This is a genomic window from Psychrobacter sp. 16-MNA-CIBAN-0192 (assembly GCF_040309565.1).
Classification (GTDB): Bacteria; Pseudomonadota; Gammaproteobacteria; order Pseudomonadales; family Moraxellaceae; genus Psychrobacter.
The window spans coordinates 108,512-124,233 of sequence record NZ_JBEOOX010000006.1; the positions used below are offsets into that span (position 1 = coordinate 108,512).

The window sequence follows — 15,722 nt, forward strand, 5'->3', positions numbered from 1 at the left end:
TCTGAAAATATTTAATAGAAATAAATGCAGAAATAGCCATTAGTAATAAAACTAATAAAACCAAAAAAATGAATAATAAAGTAACAGCCATAAAAAACCGCCCTACATTGTGTAGGGCGGTTTTTTAATATAAGCATTCACTGGTTAGTGCATGCTTATAGGAGGATAAAACCTATTTGAACTGATCCATAGTGTTTTTGCCACCACCAGCTTTTAGAGCGTTGTCACCTGAGAAGATCTCTTTATGATCATCACCGATGTCAGAACCAGCCATAGCTTGGTGCTTAACTGCTTCAACACCTGCACGGATCTCTTTACGTTGTACGCCAGCAACATAAGCAAGCATACCGTCTTCACCGAAGTAACCTTTAGACAGCTCATTCATCTCTAGAGCGGCAGTGTGGTACGTAGGTAGAGTGATTAGATGATGGAATACACCTGCTTCACGTGCTGCGTCTCTTTGGAAACTCTTCGCTAACGCATCAGCTGCAGTGTTTAGTTCTGTATCGTCGTAATCGCCGCTCATTAAGTTATCTTTGTCATATGCAGAGATATCTTTACCTTCTTTTTCCCATGCAGCGATAACTTGCTTACGGAAGTTCAACGTCCAGTTGAAAGATGGGCTATTGTTATAGACCAATTTCGCTTGCGGCTGCTCTTCTTTAATACGATCAACCATCATTTTGATGTGTTCAACGTTAGGAGTAGGTGTTTCGATCCATAGTAGATCAGCACCATTTTCTAATGCAGTTACACAGTCAAGAACAACACGATCAATATTAGTCTCTTCACGGAACTGATATAAACCGTTTGGTAAACGCTTAGGACGAACTAGTTTACCGTCATGCTTAAGTAAGCTGTCATTTTCGTTAGCAGTTTCAAGCGTTACTTCTTCCATTTCGATGAAATCGATATATTTAGAAGCCAAATCGCCAGGTTCGTTTGATACTGGGATTTTTTGCGTTAGTGATGCGCCCTCACTATCAGTACGAGCAACGATAACGCCGTCGTCAACACCTAGCTCTAAGAATGCATAACGGATAGCGTTAAGCTTTGAGATATAGTCTTCATGCGGTACAGTAACTTTACCAGCTTGGTGACCACATTGCTTAGCGTCAGATACTTGGTTTTCGATCTGTAGAGCACAAGCACCAGCTTCGATAAGTTTCTTAGCGAATAGGTAAGTGGCTTCTTCGTTACCAAAACCTGCATCGATATCAGCAATGATTGGCACAACATGCGACTCGAAGTTTTCGATTTTTTCTTGAATAGCTTTAGTGTCTTGACCCGCTTCTTCAGCAGCGTTTAGCTCACGGAAGTAATCGTTTAGTACTTTAGCATCCGCTTGACGTAAGAAAGTGTAGATTTCTTCGATAAGATCAGATACAGCCGTTTTTTCATGCATAGATTGGTCAGGTAATGGACCAAATTCTGAACGAAGGGCAGCTACCATCCAACCTGATAAGTAGATGTATTTTTTAGAAGTAGTACCGAAGTGTTTTTTGTTCGCATACATAGTTTGCTGAGCGATAAAACCATGCCAAGCACCTAATGATTGCGTGTACTTAGAGGTGTCTTGATCGTACTCTGCCATGTCTTCGCGCATGATTTTTGCAGTATATTTTGCAATATCTAAACCAGTTTTAAAACGGTTTTGTACCATCATACGGGCAGCATCAGTTTCGCTAATGCTATTCCAGTTGCCGTATTTTTGCTTTAATTCACGAATATGATCGATTGCAGATGTATAAGTTGACATCTAGACTTCTCCTTGGTGGGGTATTAAAGATTGAGCACAAAAAATAAAATAATGGACATGATCATAACAGAGTTGCAGAGCGTTACTAAAACGTGCAGGAATTACGATTACATCGATGTACTGATATTTAATGTTTGCTTTAGTGGCTAAGAAAGTATTGAAGTTCGATCCATAAACTACAAACCGCAATGAATCATCACTCTTAGCCGTACATACCCTAAACAAACCGATGAAAAAATACAAGGGTTTTAAATAAGGTAAGCAGTAAAAATAGAAACATTTTGTGTTACTAATATTGACGCTACTTAAGATTTGAGTGCTATTGATAAGCTCACAGGGGATCTAAAGACAACGGTCGACAACTTTATGGTGCGCCGCGATAAGATAGTCACGAGCAGTGTGCCTACTTATCAGTAGATAATGATACAATAACCTATAACATATGAAAAGGCTAATATTAAGCTTAGCCAATATTATCACCAATCAGTCATTGACCTAGTGCTCTTATTTAGCGCGGTATGATTATAACATAGAGAAGATGAAAATAGTTAGACGGTTATACTGATGACTATGAATTACCTACCAGCCTTACTTATTTTATAAGCTTTATATAAACATAGCATATCTGAATAAGATGTCACTGGTTATCGATATAGCTTTATGGCTCTTATGATACTCGCTATATCTCTGATGTTAAGATTTATCTAATTTATGACGTTCATCTTTAGTATTTCAGTAGCTTATAAGTCAAGAAAACAAAGGCATTACAACGGAAATCACAAGCCATAAAGAGATAGACATGATTACTAAATCATTATAAATAGGCTAATTGATAAGGTACATAGTCAGACTGTTGGTATTTATAAACCGTATTAATGGATGGAAATATCAATATTGTAGAGGCGTTTATTTTTAAGTAAAGAGACAGACATATGAATTTGCAGCGGGTTGATTTAAATTTATTGGTACATTTAGATGTGCTGCTACGAGAAAAAAACGTCACGCGCGCCGCTGAGCAATTGGGCATTACTCAGCCTGCCATGAGTAATATTTTGCGCCGTTTACGTAAGTTATTTAATGACCCTTTATTGGTACGCTCATCAGAAGGGATGACGCCGACAGAGCGTGCGCTTGAATTGCAGCCACGTATTCGTGAAGTACTCGCTGATCTGACTCAGGTACTTGAGCCACGCACTGAGTTTCGTCCTTATAGTACCTCACGCGTGTTTCGGATTATGACCTCAGATTATGCTGAAGCAACACTCGTTCCCAAGTTAGTCAAGGCACTCCGTTCGGAGGCACCTAACGTTATTCTGGACTTTTTAACGCCATCTGATGTTTCTTACCGTGATATGGAACAAGGGCGCGTTGACTTGGCGATTAATCGCTTTAATGAGATTCCGCAAAGTTTTCATCAGGTTTTAGTTTGGCGCGATACCTTTAGCTGTTTGCTATCGGCAGACAGTCCATATGCCAACCGTTTTAATCTCAAAAATTACCTAAAAGGTCAACACGTTTGGGTATCCAAAACCGGTATGGGTGTCGGCTTTGGGGTGAATCCTGAGAAATCTGGTGGGTTAGGGTCAATCGATCAGGCGCTAAAGCGCTTGGGACAAAAGCGGCAAATTAGCGTCTTTACGCGTCATTATCAGATGCCTGCGATGCTAGCTGCCAATAAAGATTTAATTGCAACATTGCCGACGCGCGTAGCGCGCATGCAGGCAACCAATGACAGTATTATTATGAAAGAGCCACCGTTTTTTATTCCAGAGTTTGAGCTGACAATGGCATGGTCGCCTTTGTTACAGCATCATCCAGCGCATCGTTGGTTACGTCAGCTGATTATGCATGTTGCGCGGCAAGTGGTGGCAGATGAAGAAGACGAGCAAAAACAGCAGGAAAAAGACATTCCAGTAAATAATCAATTTTTCTAATAACTTGTTTGTTCATTTAATTGCTTCAAAAATAGCATATAAAAAAGCCCAGTTTTGCGCATAGCAGGACTGGGCTTTTTTATAACGTTAATTAATATTTAACTCATAACATTGGCTTACGATTGAACAGCAGGTATAACTTATTTAATCGACGCCTCATACTTTAAGAGTTGATAAATAATTGCAAGGGCAAGGTAGGCAAGTAAGTTGCCTTAGCAACGTTTTGCTCATTAACATTTAGCGATATTACGCCATTGGTAAGTAACAAAATCGTCCATGGCAACAGCTTATGCTCAAGCTTTTGCACCCGTGCCTGTAAGCTGTCAGCGGTATCTTTAGCACTAACGGGTAACATGGCTTGGGTTAATACTTGTCCAGCATCCAGCTCAGCAGTCACTAAGTGGACGCTACAGCCATGATAGCGCGCACCCGCTTGAATAGCGCGTTGATGCGTCTGCATCCCTTTATATACAGGGAGTAGCGAGGGATGCAAATTAATCATCGGAGCAGGCGCATTATCAATAAAATCAGCACTCAATACACGCATAAAGCCAGCAAGGACAATAAGGTCAGGCTGCCATGTGGCAAACTGGGCACTGGCATGGGTCTCAAAGGTTCTGATCGCCATGCGCTTGCCACTAGCTGTATGAGACAATACGGCAACGTCAATACCTGCCTGCTGGGCGCGAGTAATGGCATAAGCGTCCTCACGGTTGCTGATAACGCCAACGATATCAATCGGTAGCGCCCCAGCTTGCATCGCATCTATCAATACCTGTAAATTACTGCCACTGCCTGACACCATGACCACAACGCGTAACGACTTGCGCTGCTGTTGGTGTATGGCTGCTTCTTGAGGCGTTGCTTGTTGACTCATTGTTTCTTGATGCACGGACATTAGCGATATACCACCGCTTCTGCTTTGTCACTAGTCGCGCGGCTAACCATTTCGCCGATTGCCCAAGCCTTCTCGCCTGCATCATTTAGAGTTTGAATCGCTGCAGCTGCTTGCTCTTTAGGAACAACAATAACAAAGCCTACACCGCAGTTAAAGGTACGATACATCTCACTTTGAGCAATATTACCTTGAGTTTGTAGCCATGTGAATAGCTCGGAGAACTGCCAGCTGCTGGTATCAATGCTAGCGGCTAAATGTTCAGGAAGGACGCGAGGTAGATTATCGGTTAAACCACCACCCGTAATATGCGACATGGCATGCAGATTTTGATTGCCCAAGCTATCTTGCAATGCTTTAATGGCTTTGACGTAAATACGGGTTGGTGCCATCAGTGCATCTTGAATCGGCTGACCGTCTAGCTGTTCAGTGCTATTAGTCACATCAATGCCGCTGACCTCAATGACCTTACGAACTAATGAGTAACCATTAGAATGCGCGCCACTTGAAGCCAGTGCAATCAGTACATCGCCTTCTGCGACATTTTCACCTGTGATGACCTCTGCTTCTTCAACCACGCCCACACAAAATCCAGCTAAGTCGTAATCATCATCTTGATACATGCCTGGCATCTCAGCCGTTTCGCCACCAATCAAGGCGCAATTTGCCAATTTACAACCATCGCCAATACCAGTGACGACCGTCGCTGCAACGTCTACATCAAGCTTACCCGTTGCATAATAATCTAAAAAGAATAATGGCTCAGCACCACAAACCAGCAAATCATTAACGCACATTGCAACTAAGTCAATACCAATGGTATCGTGACGATTTAGCTGTAAAGCTAACTTTAACTTTGTACCAACGCCATCTGTACCAGAAACCAAAAGTGGAGAAGTGTAGCCAGTTGGGATACGACATAGCGCGCCGAAACCGCCAAGCCCGCCCACTACTTCAGGACGAGAAGTGGCTTTTGCCACCGACTTGATGCGCTGAACCAACGCGTCGCCAGCATCGATATCAACACCAGCGTCTTTGTAGCTTAAAGAAGGCTTGTCACTCATGGTCATCTCACAGTTAAGGGTGGTAAAGTAAAGGAATTGCACTAAACAGATATAATTTGACTGTAGTGCGTGCATTATACCCAAAAATAGCCTGCACTCGCAAAACAACTTAGGAATATTCGCCTTATTCGCAATGAATGTTAGACAAATTTGTCCAAAGTATTTTTATCAAGTGAAATAAAATCAACAAGTAGCTGCAAAAACACTTAGGATGTTATCTTGAAAAATAAGCGATAATAAGCGGTTAAGCAACAAAAAATCACTGCTTTTTTTATCGACTCTGCGATAATGATGCGTTTACCATACCTGATTGCCAACATAGCTTTGGTCAAACTGTTGATGGTCATCATACTATCTATTTTCTATCACCATTTGCTTACTTGTAGGATTGTCACTCATGATCAGCCAACCGATAGATCCTTTTTTTCGACGTTTGTTTATCGTCGTTGCTATTGTTATTGCGCTGGTGATGCTGCGCCTGATGTGGCCAGTGATTATTCCCTTTTTCTGCGCTTTTATCCTTGCCTACTTATTCAACCCGTTGGTCAAGGCATTGTCAAAATATGTACGGCGCTGGATAGCGATTCTTGTGGTTTATGCTGCCATTACTATTGGCATGACGGTATTGTTATGGTGGTTAATACCGACATTGTGGCGACAACTGCAAGCCGCATGGGAATATTTACCGCAAATTTTAAGCTGGTATAATGATGTGGCGCGCGAGTGGTTTGTCAATCATATGCGTATTCGCTTGCCTGAGCTTGAGTCTAAAGGTGTCTCTGAAACGTTTGTCGGCTATATGCAAACCCATTATAAATTTGAAGATGCCAGCAGTTTAATGAGTCAAGTGTTAGCCTCGGGCATGAGCTTTATTAATAGTGCCGGTCTAATCGTGCTGGTGCCTATTTTGACCTTTTATTTCCTATTTAACTGGGACAAGCGTCTGCACGGTTGGAAAATGGCCATTCCTACTGCTTATAGCAAAAAGGTGGTCAGCATTGCTCATGAATGTGATCGCGCATTAATGGCATTTATCAAGGGTCAGCTACTTGTGATGGTGTTGCTCGGCGTTATTTATGCAGTACAGTTACAGCTGATTGGGCTTGAGCTTGGGCTTATTATTGGTATGGCAGCAGGTATTGCCAGCTTTGTGCCTTATTTAGGGTTTGGGCTTGGATTTATTGCGTCAATTATCGCCGGCTTATTTCAATTTGGCTTGGACTGGTTTCATTTATCGCTGATTGTCGGTGCGTTTTTAGTCGGGCAAGCTGCTGAAGGTTATATTCTCCAGCCCTTACTATTGGGTGATAAGATTGGACTGTCACCGTTGTGGGTTATCTTTGCTGTGCTGGCAGGGGCAAGCTTATTAGGCTTTGTAGGTATGCTGATTGCTTTGCCCGTATCAGCAGTGCTTAACGTGCTCTTTATTCATCTCTATGGCTATTATCGTACGACTGATTTTTATAAAGGGCGCAAGCAGTTAAATTTATTTGAAGAGAAATAATGGCTTATTAGTTTAAGATGTTATTAGACTTCTTTAGAGATGCCAAAAGACTTGTCAGTCATTTTGTAAGTATGGTATATATAGGCGCATTATTTAGGCAGAAGCGGTTACTAAACGGCTGCTGATAGCGTACCATGTCATATCGATTGATTAAGATAAGTCAGTGCTGATAATGGTCTTAAATGAAAAGAATTAGATTTTATTTATCAGATTTTATCTAAAGAAAACCCGTTCGACAAAACCTGTTTCAGAAAAATAAAATAGAGAGTAGCCTTCTAGTTATTTGTTGCCCATTTGTGCGCTACGCAAACCGAGTTGATGATTCATGGCAGAAGCACAGCTAAGTCTCAATCTAGATATCAAGCACGATGCGAGTCTCAGCGACTTTGCCGGTCCCGGCTGGATGTCGATTATTGATGCCGTGCGCCAGTTGCATGTCGGTCTTATCCGTCAGCTGTATTTGTTTGGTAGCCCAGCGACAGGCAAATCGCACTTACTGTCAGCTATTTGCGAGTCCTTTATCGAGATGGATAAGTCAGCCATTTGTCTATCGCTTAATGAACTGATACATACTGATGTTGATGTCTTATCCTCGCTTGAGAATTTCGATGTGATTGCTATTGATGATTTAGAAGTGATTGAGCACAGTAGCCAATGGCAAGAAGCCTTATTTCACCTCATTAATCGTAGTCGCGAAGGGCAACGCCAGCTCTTATTTGCTGCCAATACACCCGCAGGCGAATTGCCGTTTCAGCTGACAGATTTATTAAGTAGATTGTCACAAGCACCAACCTTTAAAGTGCCAAACGGTCGAGATTTGGCGGATAGACAAGCGTTGCTACAGTCTATTCTGCGCCGTCGTGGTTGGCAGTTTGATGAGCGCATTACCGATTATTTGCTTAATGAAGGTCCACATCGTATCGGTGCCATGATGGTGGTGCTCAATTATATTCAGCCGATGTTTTCTAATCTTGGACGCAGTAATATCTCAAAAGCCGTCATTAGTGACGCGTTGCGGACGATTGATGAACAAACCCTCGTTGCTGAACTTGCCGATATTACACAAGAGGCGGAAGTCGATAAACGTGCCGCCGAACAAGACAATCAAACCATACCTTTAGATTTTTAGCATATTTATTAATAAGTGATTTCAGTCATCTAATACTATTCGCGTGGCTCCGAGCTTACCCTTACTTTTAAACTGTCAGTACTACCAATAGGAATTTTTATGAAAAATAGTGCTTATGGACTACAAAAACTGACTGTTAGTATGTTGTTGGTTGGCATGGGTTCATTATCAATGCTATCACATGCGGCAGTCACGTTAGTGGTAGACGACAATATTAAAGTCACCGCGATTAATGGTCAGGAGCTTAAACAAAGCCTGTTTCAGCCATTAACCAAAGAGTTCACTTTGCAACCGGGCAAGCACGTGATTACTGCTAAATATGATCGTTTATATAATTTGCGCCGTGATGAGCATGACTATCTGCGTTCAGGAAATATCAGTGTGGCAGCGGATTTGGCTGATAATCAAACCTATCGTCTAACCATGCCCAATCAGCCAGAAGACTATGCTGCGGCTAAGAAGTATGCTGAAAATCCAACGTTAGCGATACAACAAAATAATACCGTGGTTGCAAGCCAAAAAAGTCTAGGTGGTAATGATGGCAGTATCTTCTCAGGATTAGGAAAAGCGCTGGGCGGTGTATTTGGCGGTAGCGGTGATGCGGAATTACAAAACCAACAAGCGATTGCCGCATTGGGTCAGGCTACTGTTACTACTCAAAATACAGCCAGTTCAGGAGCAGTAGCGTCGAGTCGTTATACGGTAACGCCTGCAACAACTGCGAATCAATCTGCCAGCACATTAGATCAATTTATGCAGTTATGGTTAACTGCGACGCCAGCTGAGCGCGAAAAAATGCGTCAATGGATGCAAAAATAATTCATTATTTTTAAATATAATTTGGACAAAAAAAGCACCTAATTAAGGTGCTTTTTTATCATCTGAATTTTTAGTTATCATTCGACTATGCTGTCAATATTAGCCTAAAAATGCAGTATACATCCAAACCAGTTTTTCTTGTTCTTGCACATAGGCATCAACCAAATCTGCTGAGCCTTGATCTTCACTTTCTGTTGCTAGTGCAGACACTTGACGTTGCTCTTCAATCAGCTCTTGTAGACCAGCTACTACACCATTAACGCAACGGGTGCCGTCTTTTACGTTCTTGTCTTCGCTGATGCTGGTATGCTGAGCAAAGTCGCTATAGGCATGTAGCGGCGTGCCACCTAAGGTTAAAATACGCTCGGCAATTTCATCGATTTGGATTTGTAGCGCGGTATATAATTCTTCAAATTTAGGGTGCAAAGTAAAGAAATGCTCGCCTTTTACATTCCAGTGATAACCACGCACATTGATATAGAACATATGATAGCTAGATAGTAAGCCATTTAATTTTGCTATAACTTGGCTCATCTCAGCCGTTTCTAGACCAATTTGATTGGTACTTTGATTACTATTGCTTGTAACGTTACTCATAATATTATCCTTGTTATTGAGAAAATGTGTATTGCTACTTTAACTAATATTTCTGATGCCTATTATCATAGCAAAGAAATTTAATTAAGTTAAATGAATCAAATTAAAGATAACATCAAGTTTTATCAAATAATATAATAATGTTAAATCTTAACGATAAGCATTAATAATTATAATGCCAGTAGGCGTCTTAAAAAATAGTAAGCATTCTTAATAATTAGCTACCTGGCATTTATACAGTATTAAGCCGGTGGCTGTAAGTGTTCGGTTTGTAAGCCGCGAATCGGCACGACTTCTTGCAAATGCTGACGTACGGTATCAATTGGGAATTTCTGTCCCTGTAAACGCTTAGGTACAATTTGGCTGCCTTGTTGACCTTTTACCTCAAACATGACAAAGATATAATCATCGGTTTCATCCCAGCTTTTAACAGCGCTCCATGGGATAACGGCTTGTTGCATCGAGCCTGCACGCATTTGCATGCCGCGCATCTGATTATTATTAAACATATCGGGCTGATTAACAGGCATCGCCATCACTAGACCATGCTTTTGTACGCCAAGCTTCATCTGCCGCATCTCATCGGGCATTTCTTGTGCCGCGACTTGTTTCTCAAACTCTTTTTTGACATACCATTTAAAGCCAAGGGTACGTACTAATAGGTAAATCACGATGGCGACCAGCATCATCCAAAAGATAATGGTGGAATAGCCCGATACAAACATCAATCCTGTTACTGCTAATACGACACCGATGGCTATAATAATCCATTCTTTCTTCTTAAGGCTTTTTAGACCAAAAGAGGGTTGAGCATTCACAAATAATTCATATTGTGCTTGCTGAAACTCTGCCTCAGTGAGGTTTAAGGCGACAGGTTGGAGCGTGTAGGGGTAAAGGGCCATAAAAGGTTCTCAGATACTCAGATTAAAAGCGTTGGATAACAGTCAGTACATAAAAAACGTTGCGCGTAAACGATTACGCGTCACTTGGCTGCAGGTGGAATTGGACTCTGTGCTTATCTTACCGAAAAGCGTCTGTAAATGAAACAGAATTGAAACAGATAAGCATCGCTGTCTGTAGTGATAGGGCGTATTAAACGTGTGTTAAAGCCATTAGCGTTTGTGAAAACGTAGTCAAAGCATAGTCAAATCTATCGGGTCTTGTTATCATAGCGGATATTTTATATTAATCCTTTTAATATTTTTTTTATTCCCCGACCACCAGCGCTATAGGCAGATATTATGATTGATCCGAAACTCTTACGCGGCGACTTGCAAGAATTACAGCAGCAACTGGCGACCCGTGGTTATGCCCTTGATATCGATTTTTGGCAAACCATCGAAACTGAGCGCAAAGCATTGCAAGTAAAAACGGAAGATTTGCAGTCGCGTCGTAATGCTGGGGCAAAACAGGTCGGTAATCTCAAAAAATCTGGTGAAGATGCCAGTGAATTATTGAATGAGATGCAAAGCGTGAGCGGTGAGATTAAAACCGCTGAAGACGAATTGCGTACTTTGCAAGAGCGTATTAATCAAGCAGCGCTACAAATTCCTAATTTGCCGGCAAGTGATGTACCTGTTGGTACGTCAGAAGATGATAATGTTGAGATGCGCAAATGGGGCACACCGCGTAGCTTTGATTTTGATATTCAAGATCATAGTCATATTGGTGAGACGCTTGGTATGCTTGATTTTGAAGCGGCAGCTAAATTAACGGGCAGTCGTTTTAGTGTTTTAAAAGGACAATTGGCACAGATGCATCGCGCACTAATTCAGTTTATGCTTAATACTCATACCATGAAGTACGGCTATACCGAAATGTATGTGCCGTATATTGTTAATTCAGAAAGTCTAAAAGGTACGGGTCAGTTGCCTAAATTTGAAGATGATTTGTTTAAATTGACCAATCATACCAATAATGATGGTACTGATTTTTATCTGATTCCAACCGCTGAAGTACCGATGACTAACTTGGTTCGTGGTGAACGTTTGGATATTAAAGAGCTGCCGTTAAAATTTACTGCGCATACGCCTTGTTTTCGTAGTGAAGCGGGCTCGCACGGTCGTGATACCCGTGGTCTGATTCGTCAGCATCAGTTTGAAAAAGTTGAGATGGTTAATATCAGCACCGCTGAGCAATCTGATGAGTTGCTTGAAACAATGACCGGACAAGCAGAATTTATTTTACAGCAGCTTGATTTGCCGTATCGCTTAGTTAAACTGTGCACGGGTGATATGGGCTTTGCCGCCCAAAAAACATATGATATCGAAGTGTGGTTGCCTAGCCAAGATACTTATCGTGAAATCTCTAGCTGCTCAAACTGTGGCGACTTCCAAGCACGACGTATGGGCACACGCGTTAAAGATGGCAAACAAACCAGCCTTGCACATACGTTAAATGGTTCAGGTCTAGCAGTAGGTCGTACGTTATTGGCAGTCATGGAAAACCATCAAAACGCTGATGGTAGTATTACCATTCCAGAAGTACTGCGTCCATTTATGGGCGGTGCTGAGACGATTTCAGCCTAAATGTATTAATAAAAATTATAGAGTGTAAATCATCATTTTATAAAACTGATGATAATCATTGCTAAATAGAAATGCCGTAGTAACGCCATTTCTTAGCGTGCTCTCTATCAAATATGTTAATATTAGCGTCTGATTTTACAGTCTATAAATTAGTCTATAACTTAAGGGCGCATGTGACGTTCTTATGGTTATGCTCTGTTGAGTAAACTCTCCTCTTATCAGTCATACTTCTTATCAGAATACTAGGACACTCTATGTCAGCTCCAATTAGCGAACGTAAATTAGCCAATGCCATCCGTGTATTATCATTTGATGCGGTTCAAAAAGCCAATTCTGGTCACCCCGGTGCGCCGATGGGCATGGCGGATATTGCGGAAGTGTTGTGGCGCAAATTTTTAAAACACAATCCTGCTGATCCTAGCTGGCACAATCGTGATCGCTTCGTATTATCGAACGGTCATGGCTCGATGCTTATTTACTCCTTGCTACATTTATCAGGCTATGATGTTAGCGTTGATGATTTAAAGAGCTTTCGCCAATTGCATTCCAAAACTCCCGGTCACCCTGAGCTTGGCTACACCCCAGGTATTGAGACGACGACTGGTCCACTAGGGCAAGGGATTGCTAATGCCATTGGTTTTGCTATTGCTGAGAAAACTTTAGCGGCACAGTTTAACCGTGACGGACACAACATCGTTGATCACCATACTTATGCATTCTTAGGCGATGGTTGCTTGATGGAAGGCATCAGTCATGAAGTATGCTCGCTTGCCGGTACGCTAAAACTGGGCAAATTGGTATTCTTCTACGATGATAATGGCATCTCTATTGATGGCGATGTCGATGGCTGGTTCACTGACGACACCCAAGCGCGCTTTGAAGCCTATGGCTGGCATGTTATTAAGGTAGACGGTCACGATGCCGAAGCCATTACCGATGCTACTGCGGCTGCGATTGCTGAAACTAGTAAGCCAAGTTTAATCATTTGCAAAACCACTATTGGCGCTGGTAGCCCAAATAAGCAAGGTCTTGCGGCAAGCCATGGTGCGCCACTAGGTGATGATGAAATCTTATTGACTCGTGATGCGTTATCTTGGAAGCATGCACCGTTTGAATTGGATGATGAAATCTATCAAGCATGGGATGGCAAGCCTAAAGGCGAAGCGCAACAAAAGAACTGGGATGGTGACTTTGAGAATTATAAAAAGGCTTATCCAGAACTTGCAGCTGAACTGCTACGTCGCTTAAATGGCGAGTTGCCAGCAGACTTTGATAAGCAAGCAGAAGCGTATATTCAGCAAACGCAAGAACAAGGCGGTGATGTTGCCAGCCGTAAAGCCAGCCAAAATGCGATTAATACCTTGCAACCTTTATTACCAGAATTGTTAGGCGGTTCAGCAGATTTAGCGGGTTCTAACTTAACGTTATTTAAAGGTGCAAAAGGTATCCAAGAAGACGACGCTGGCAATTATATTTATTATGGCGTCCGCGAATTTGGTATGACCGCAATTGCCAATGGTATCGCGCTGCACGGCGGCTTTATCCCTTATGTTGCAACGTTCCTGATGTTTATGGAATACGCGCGTAATGCCGTACGTATGGGCGCATTAATGAAGCAGCGCGTGATTCATGTTTACACGCATGACTCTATCGGTCTGGGCGAAGATGGACCAACGCATCAGCCGGTTGAGCAATTAACCAGCTTACGCACCACGCCGAATCTACGTACGTGGCGTCCTTGTGATGCAACCGAATCTGCTAGCGCTTGGGTTGAAGCGATTAAATCAGAAAACAACCCATCTGCATTGATTTTTAGTCGTCAAAGCTTGCCACATCAAGCACGTGATGCTGAACAAGTAGCAAACATCACCAAAGGCGGTTATGTGCTTGCTAAAGAGCAAAGCGAGCTACAAGCGATCATCATCGCAACTGGTTCAGAAGTTGGTCTAGCTATGCAAGCGTATGACACGTTAAGCCAAAACGGCGTTGGCGTACGTGTGGTATCTATGCCTTGTGCTGAGATTTTTGTAGAGCAAGATGCCAGCTATCGTGAGTCAGTATTGCCCGCCAATATCCGTGCCCGTGTCGCTGTAGAAGCGGCTCATGTTGACTACTGGTATAAGTTTGTTGGTTTAGATGGCAAAGTGATTGGTATGACCACTTATGGCGAATCGGCACCTGCGGAAGAGTTGTATAAAGAGTTTGGTATCACTGCGGATGCTGTGATTGATGCGGTGAGTAGTTTGGTTTAATTGCACTATTTTAGATACAAAAAAAAGAGTTACTAGGGTTTCTAGTAGCTCTTTTTTTTGGTTGTTATTTTTTTTGGAAATAACTCTGATTTTAATTATTATTTTGCCGAGCCAATTCATCGCAATGTTAGTGCTAATGCAAGAATAACCGCCTTAATTAGGGCTAAAACTCAGCATGAGGTAACTATCATATGGTCGATTAAATTTTAGTTTTAACTACTATTTTGCATATCCTAGTATAATTATTCATTAATACTTTTGAATAGGTACTTTAATGATTAAAGAACTAATTAAAGATATAAGTTACGATAAAATTTCCTTAAACCAAGCATTAACAAGAGCTAAATTAATTGCCTATAAAATCGACAATGATGACTTTATAGGGTGGATAAATAAAGAGCTTAACGGCTATGATGATTCAGATATTATTCCTGAATACAGAGTATTATATTGCGATATTGTTGCCACAGTAGAATATCCATATCACAGTACAAGACTTATTCCTGTGGATTTAACTAATTTTGATAAAAGTATCGGTGGAGGTTTTTATAAATTTGAATACAAATTAAGTATTAGTAATGTTGAGCAGAATTTAGAAAATGTAAAGCATTCAAATGAGCAACATGGATATATTGATTTCCCTATTGAAGTAGTACGAGATATATGTAAGTTAGTTCGGCAAAATAACATATCTGCTGTTAGTAGGAAAATACAGTTTGGTAAGTTGTATAATATATTAAACATGACAAAGCAAAAACTGTTAGATACATTGTTGGAGTTAAATAAAGCGTTTCCTAACTTAGAAGATGAATATATGAATAACGATGATAATAAAGAGATAGCAAATCAAATTGTCACTAATATCTACGGCAATAACGCAAGTTCGAATGTTGGTGTGGGTCAAAACTTTACGCAAGGTATAAGCAATAGCTATACGGAAAAAGTAGAGCAAGTCCTTAATGATTTAAGACAGCTAGGTGTTCCAAATGAAGATATCAACGAATTAGAGGACATTATTAATAGTGAACCGGATAAAAATAAACTTGGCACTAAGTTTCTTGCTTGGTCGTCAGCGCTCATGACAAAGGCTGTTGAAAAAGGTATCGATGTTAAAGTACCTGAAGTTTTAGATGCAATTCAAAATCTTTTAGTTTAATAGGTTTTATCGAGACCATCCCGAATTCTGTGTAACTGCCATTTAGATTAAATGCCTGCTGATACGGTCATCAAACATAATCATA

At 41.3% G+C, this 15,722-nt stretch carries 12 protein-coding genes; 7 read left to right on the plus strand and 5 right to left on the minus strand.

Annotated features, from left to right (window positions below):
* Positions 1 to 172: 172 nt before the first annotated feature.
* Positions 173 to 1,759: an isocitrate lyase gene (locus tag AAEY78_RS07355; RefSeq protein ID WP_352338581.1), complete on the minus strand. Its 1,587-nt coding sequence runs from the start codon at positions 1,757 to 1,759 to the stop codon at positions 173 to 175.
* Positions 1,760 to 2,691: 932 nt separating this feature from the next.
* Between AAEY78_RS07355 and AAEY78_RS07360 the strand changes: the two genes are divergently transcribed.
* On the plus strand, positions 2,692 to 3,693 hold the full coding sequence (locus AAEY78_RS07360; RefSeq protein ID WP_352338583.1) for a LysR family transcriptional regulator: 1,002 nt from the start codon (positions 2,692 to 2,694) through the stop codon (positions 3,691 to 3,693).
* Positions 3,694 to 3,856: 163 nt separating this feature from the next.
* Here AAEY78_RS07360 and purN read toward each other — a convergent pair whose 3' ends face one another.
* Together purN and purM are read right to left on the minus strand one after the other, a co-directional pair.
* Positions 3,857 to 4,570, minus strand: coding sequence for a phosphoribosylglycinamide formyltransferase (gene purN / locus AAEY78_RS07365; protein ID WP_352338608.1), 714 nt, complete (start codon positions 4,568 to 4,570; stop codon positions 3,857 to 3,859).
* A gap of 20 nt (positions 4,571 to 4,590) precedes the next feature.
* A complete protein-coding gene (purM, locus tag AAEY78_RS07370; protein ID WP_352338585.1) occupies positions 4,591 to 5,652 on the minus strand; it encodes a phosphoribosylformylglycinamidine cyclo-ligase in 1,062 nt (353 codons plus the stop codon).
* Positions 5,653 to 6,049: 397 nt separating this feature from the next.
* Between purM and AAEY78_RS07375 the strand changes: the two genes are divergently transcribed.
* The 3 genes from AAEY78_RS07375 to AAEY78_RS07385 all read left to right on the plus strand — a co-directional run bounded on the left by AAEY78_RS07375 (position 6,050) and on the right by AAEY78_RS07385 (position 9,104).
* Positions 6,050 to 7,156 (plus strand): AI-2E family transporter, encoded by a 1,107-nt coding sequence (locus tag AAEY78_RS07375; protein WP_352338587.1) that lies wholly within the window; start codon positions 6,050 to 6,052, stop codon positions 7,154 to 7,156.
* 325 nt (positions 7,157 to 7,481) lie between these two features.
* Positions 7,482 to 8,285, plus strand: a complete 804-nt coding sequence (gene hda, locus AAEY78_RS07380) for a DnaA regulatory inactivator Hda (protein ID WP_352338589.1) — start codon at positions 7,482 to 7,484, stop codon at positions 8,283 to 8,285.
* A gap of 99 nt (positions 8,286 to 8,384) precedes the next feature.
* Entirely contained in the window at positions 8,385 to 9,104 is a 720-nt protein-coding gene (locus AAEY78_RS07385) for a DUF2057 family protein (protein WP_352338591.1), read from the plus strand.
* 99 nt (positions 9,105 to 9,203) lie between these two features.
* On the opposite strand, the gene AAEY78_RS07390 is transcribed toward AAEY78_RS07385, so the two are convergent.
* Together AAEY78_RS07390 and AAEY78_RS07395 are read right to left on the minus strand one after the other, a co-directional pair.
* Positions 9,204 to 9,701: a Dps family protein gene (locus AAEY78_RS07390; RefSeq protein WP_352338592.1), complete on the minus strand. Its 498-nt coding sequence runs from the start codon at positions 9,699 to 9,701 to the stop codon at positions 9,204 to 9,206.
* A 242-nt stretch (positions 9,702 to 9,943) separates the two neighbouring features.
* On the minus strand, positions 9,944 to 10,603 hold the full coding sequence (locus AAEY78_RS07395) for a YcxB family protein (RefSeq protein WP_352338594.1): 660 nt from the start codon (positions 10,601 to 10,603) through the stop codon (positions 9,944 to 9,946).
* Between the two features lie 339 nt (positions 10,604 to 10,942).
* Here AAEY78_RS07395 and serS point away from each other — a divergent pair, with 339 nt between their 5' ends.
* The 3 genes from serS (at position 10,943) to AAEY78_RS07410 (ending at position 15,637) form a co-directional block, all read left to right on the plus strand.
* Positions 10,943 to 12,229, plus strand: a complete 1,287-nt coding sequence (gene serS, locus AAEY78_RS07400; protein ID WP_352338596.1) for a serine--tRNA ligase — start codon at positions 10,943 to 10,945, stop codon at positions 12,227 to 12,229.
* A gap of 254 nt (positions 12,230 to 12,483) precedes the next feature.
* Positions 12,484 to 14,481 carry a transketolase gene (tkt, locus tag AAEY78_RS07405; protein WP_352338598.1) on the plus strand — a complete coding sequence of 666 codons (1,998 nt, stop codon included), beginning with the start codon at positions 12,484 to 12,486 and terminating at the stop codon, positions 14,479 to 14,481.
* Between the two features lie 274 nt (positions 14,482 to 14,755).
* A complete protein-coding gene (locus tag AAEY78_RS07410; RefSeq protein WP_352338599.1) occupies positions 14,756 to 15,637 on the plus strand; it encodes an AbiTii domain-containing protein in 882 nt (293 codons plus the stop codon).
* Positions 15,638 to 15,722: the final 85 nt, after the last annotated feature.

Excerpts from the sequence above, each read along its gene's own strand:
- hda (WP_352338589.1), top strand. The coding sequence starts at position 7,482 with ATGGCAGAAGCACAGCTAAGTCTCAATCTAGATATCAAGCACGATGCG.
- AAEY78_RS07355 (WP_352338581.1), bottom strand. The coding sequence starts at position 1,759 with ATGTCAACTTATACATCTGCAATCGATCATATTCGTGAATTAAAGCAA.
- AAEY78_RS07395 (WP_352338594.1), bottom strand. The coding sequence starts at position 10,603 with ATGGCCCTTTACCCCTACACGCTCCAACCTGTCGCCTTAAACCTCACT.
- AAEY78_RS07375 (WP_352338587.1), top strand. The coding sequence starts at position 6,050 with ATGATCAGCCAACCGATAGATCCTTTTTTTCGACGTTTGTTTATCGTC.
- purM (WP_352338585.1), bottom strand. The coding sequence starts at position 5,652 with ATGAGTGACAAGCCTTCTTTAAGCTACAAAGACGCTGGTGTTGATATC.
- AAEY78_RS07390 (WP_352338592.1), bottom strand. The coding sequence starts at position 9,701 with ATGAGTAACGTTACAAGCAATAGTAATCAAAGTACCAATCAAATTGGT.
- purN (WP_352338608.1), bottom strand. The coding sequence starts at position 4,570 with ATGAGTCAACAAGCAACGCCTCAAGAAGCAGCCATACACCAACAGCAG.
- tkt (WP_352338598.1), top strand. The coding sequence starts at position 12,484 with ATGTCAGCTCCAATTAGCGAACGTAAATTAGCCAATGCCATCCGTGTA.
- serS (WP_352338596.1), top strand. The coding sequence starts at position 10,943 with ATGATTGATCCGAAACTCTTACGCGGCGACTTGCAAGAATTACAGCAG.
- AAEY78_RS07385 (WP_352338591.1), top strand. The coding sequence starts at position 8,385 with ATGAAAAATAGTGCTTATGGACTACAAAAACTGACTGTTAGTATGTTG.
- AAEY78_RS07360 (WP_352338583.1), top strand. The coding sequence starts at position 2,692 with ATGAATTTGCAGCGGGTTGATTTAAATTTATTGGTACATTTAGATGTG.
- AAEY78_RS07410 (WP_352338599.1), top strand. The coding sequence starts at position 14,756 with ATGATTAAAGAACTAATTAAAGATATAAGTTACGATAAAATTTCCTTA.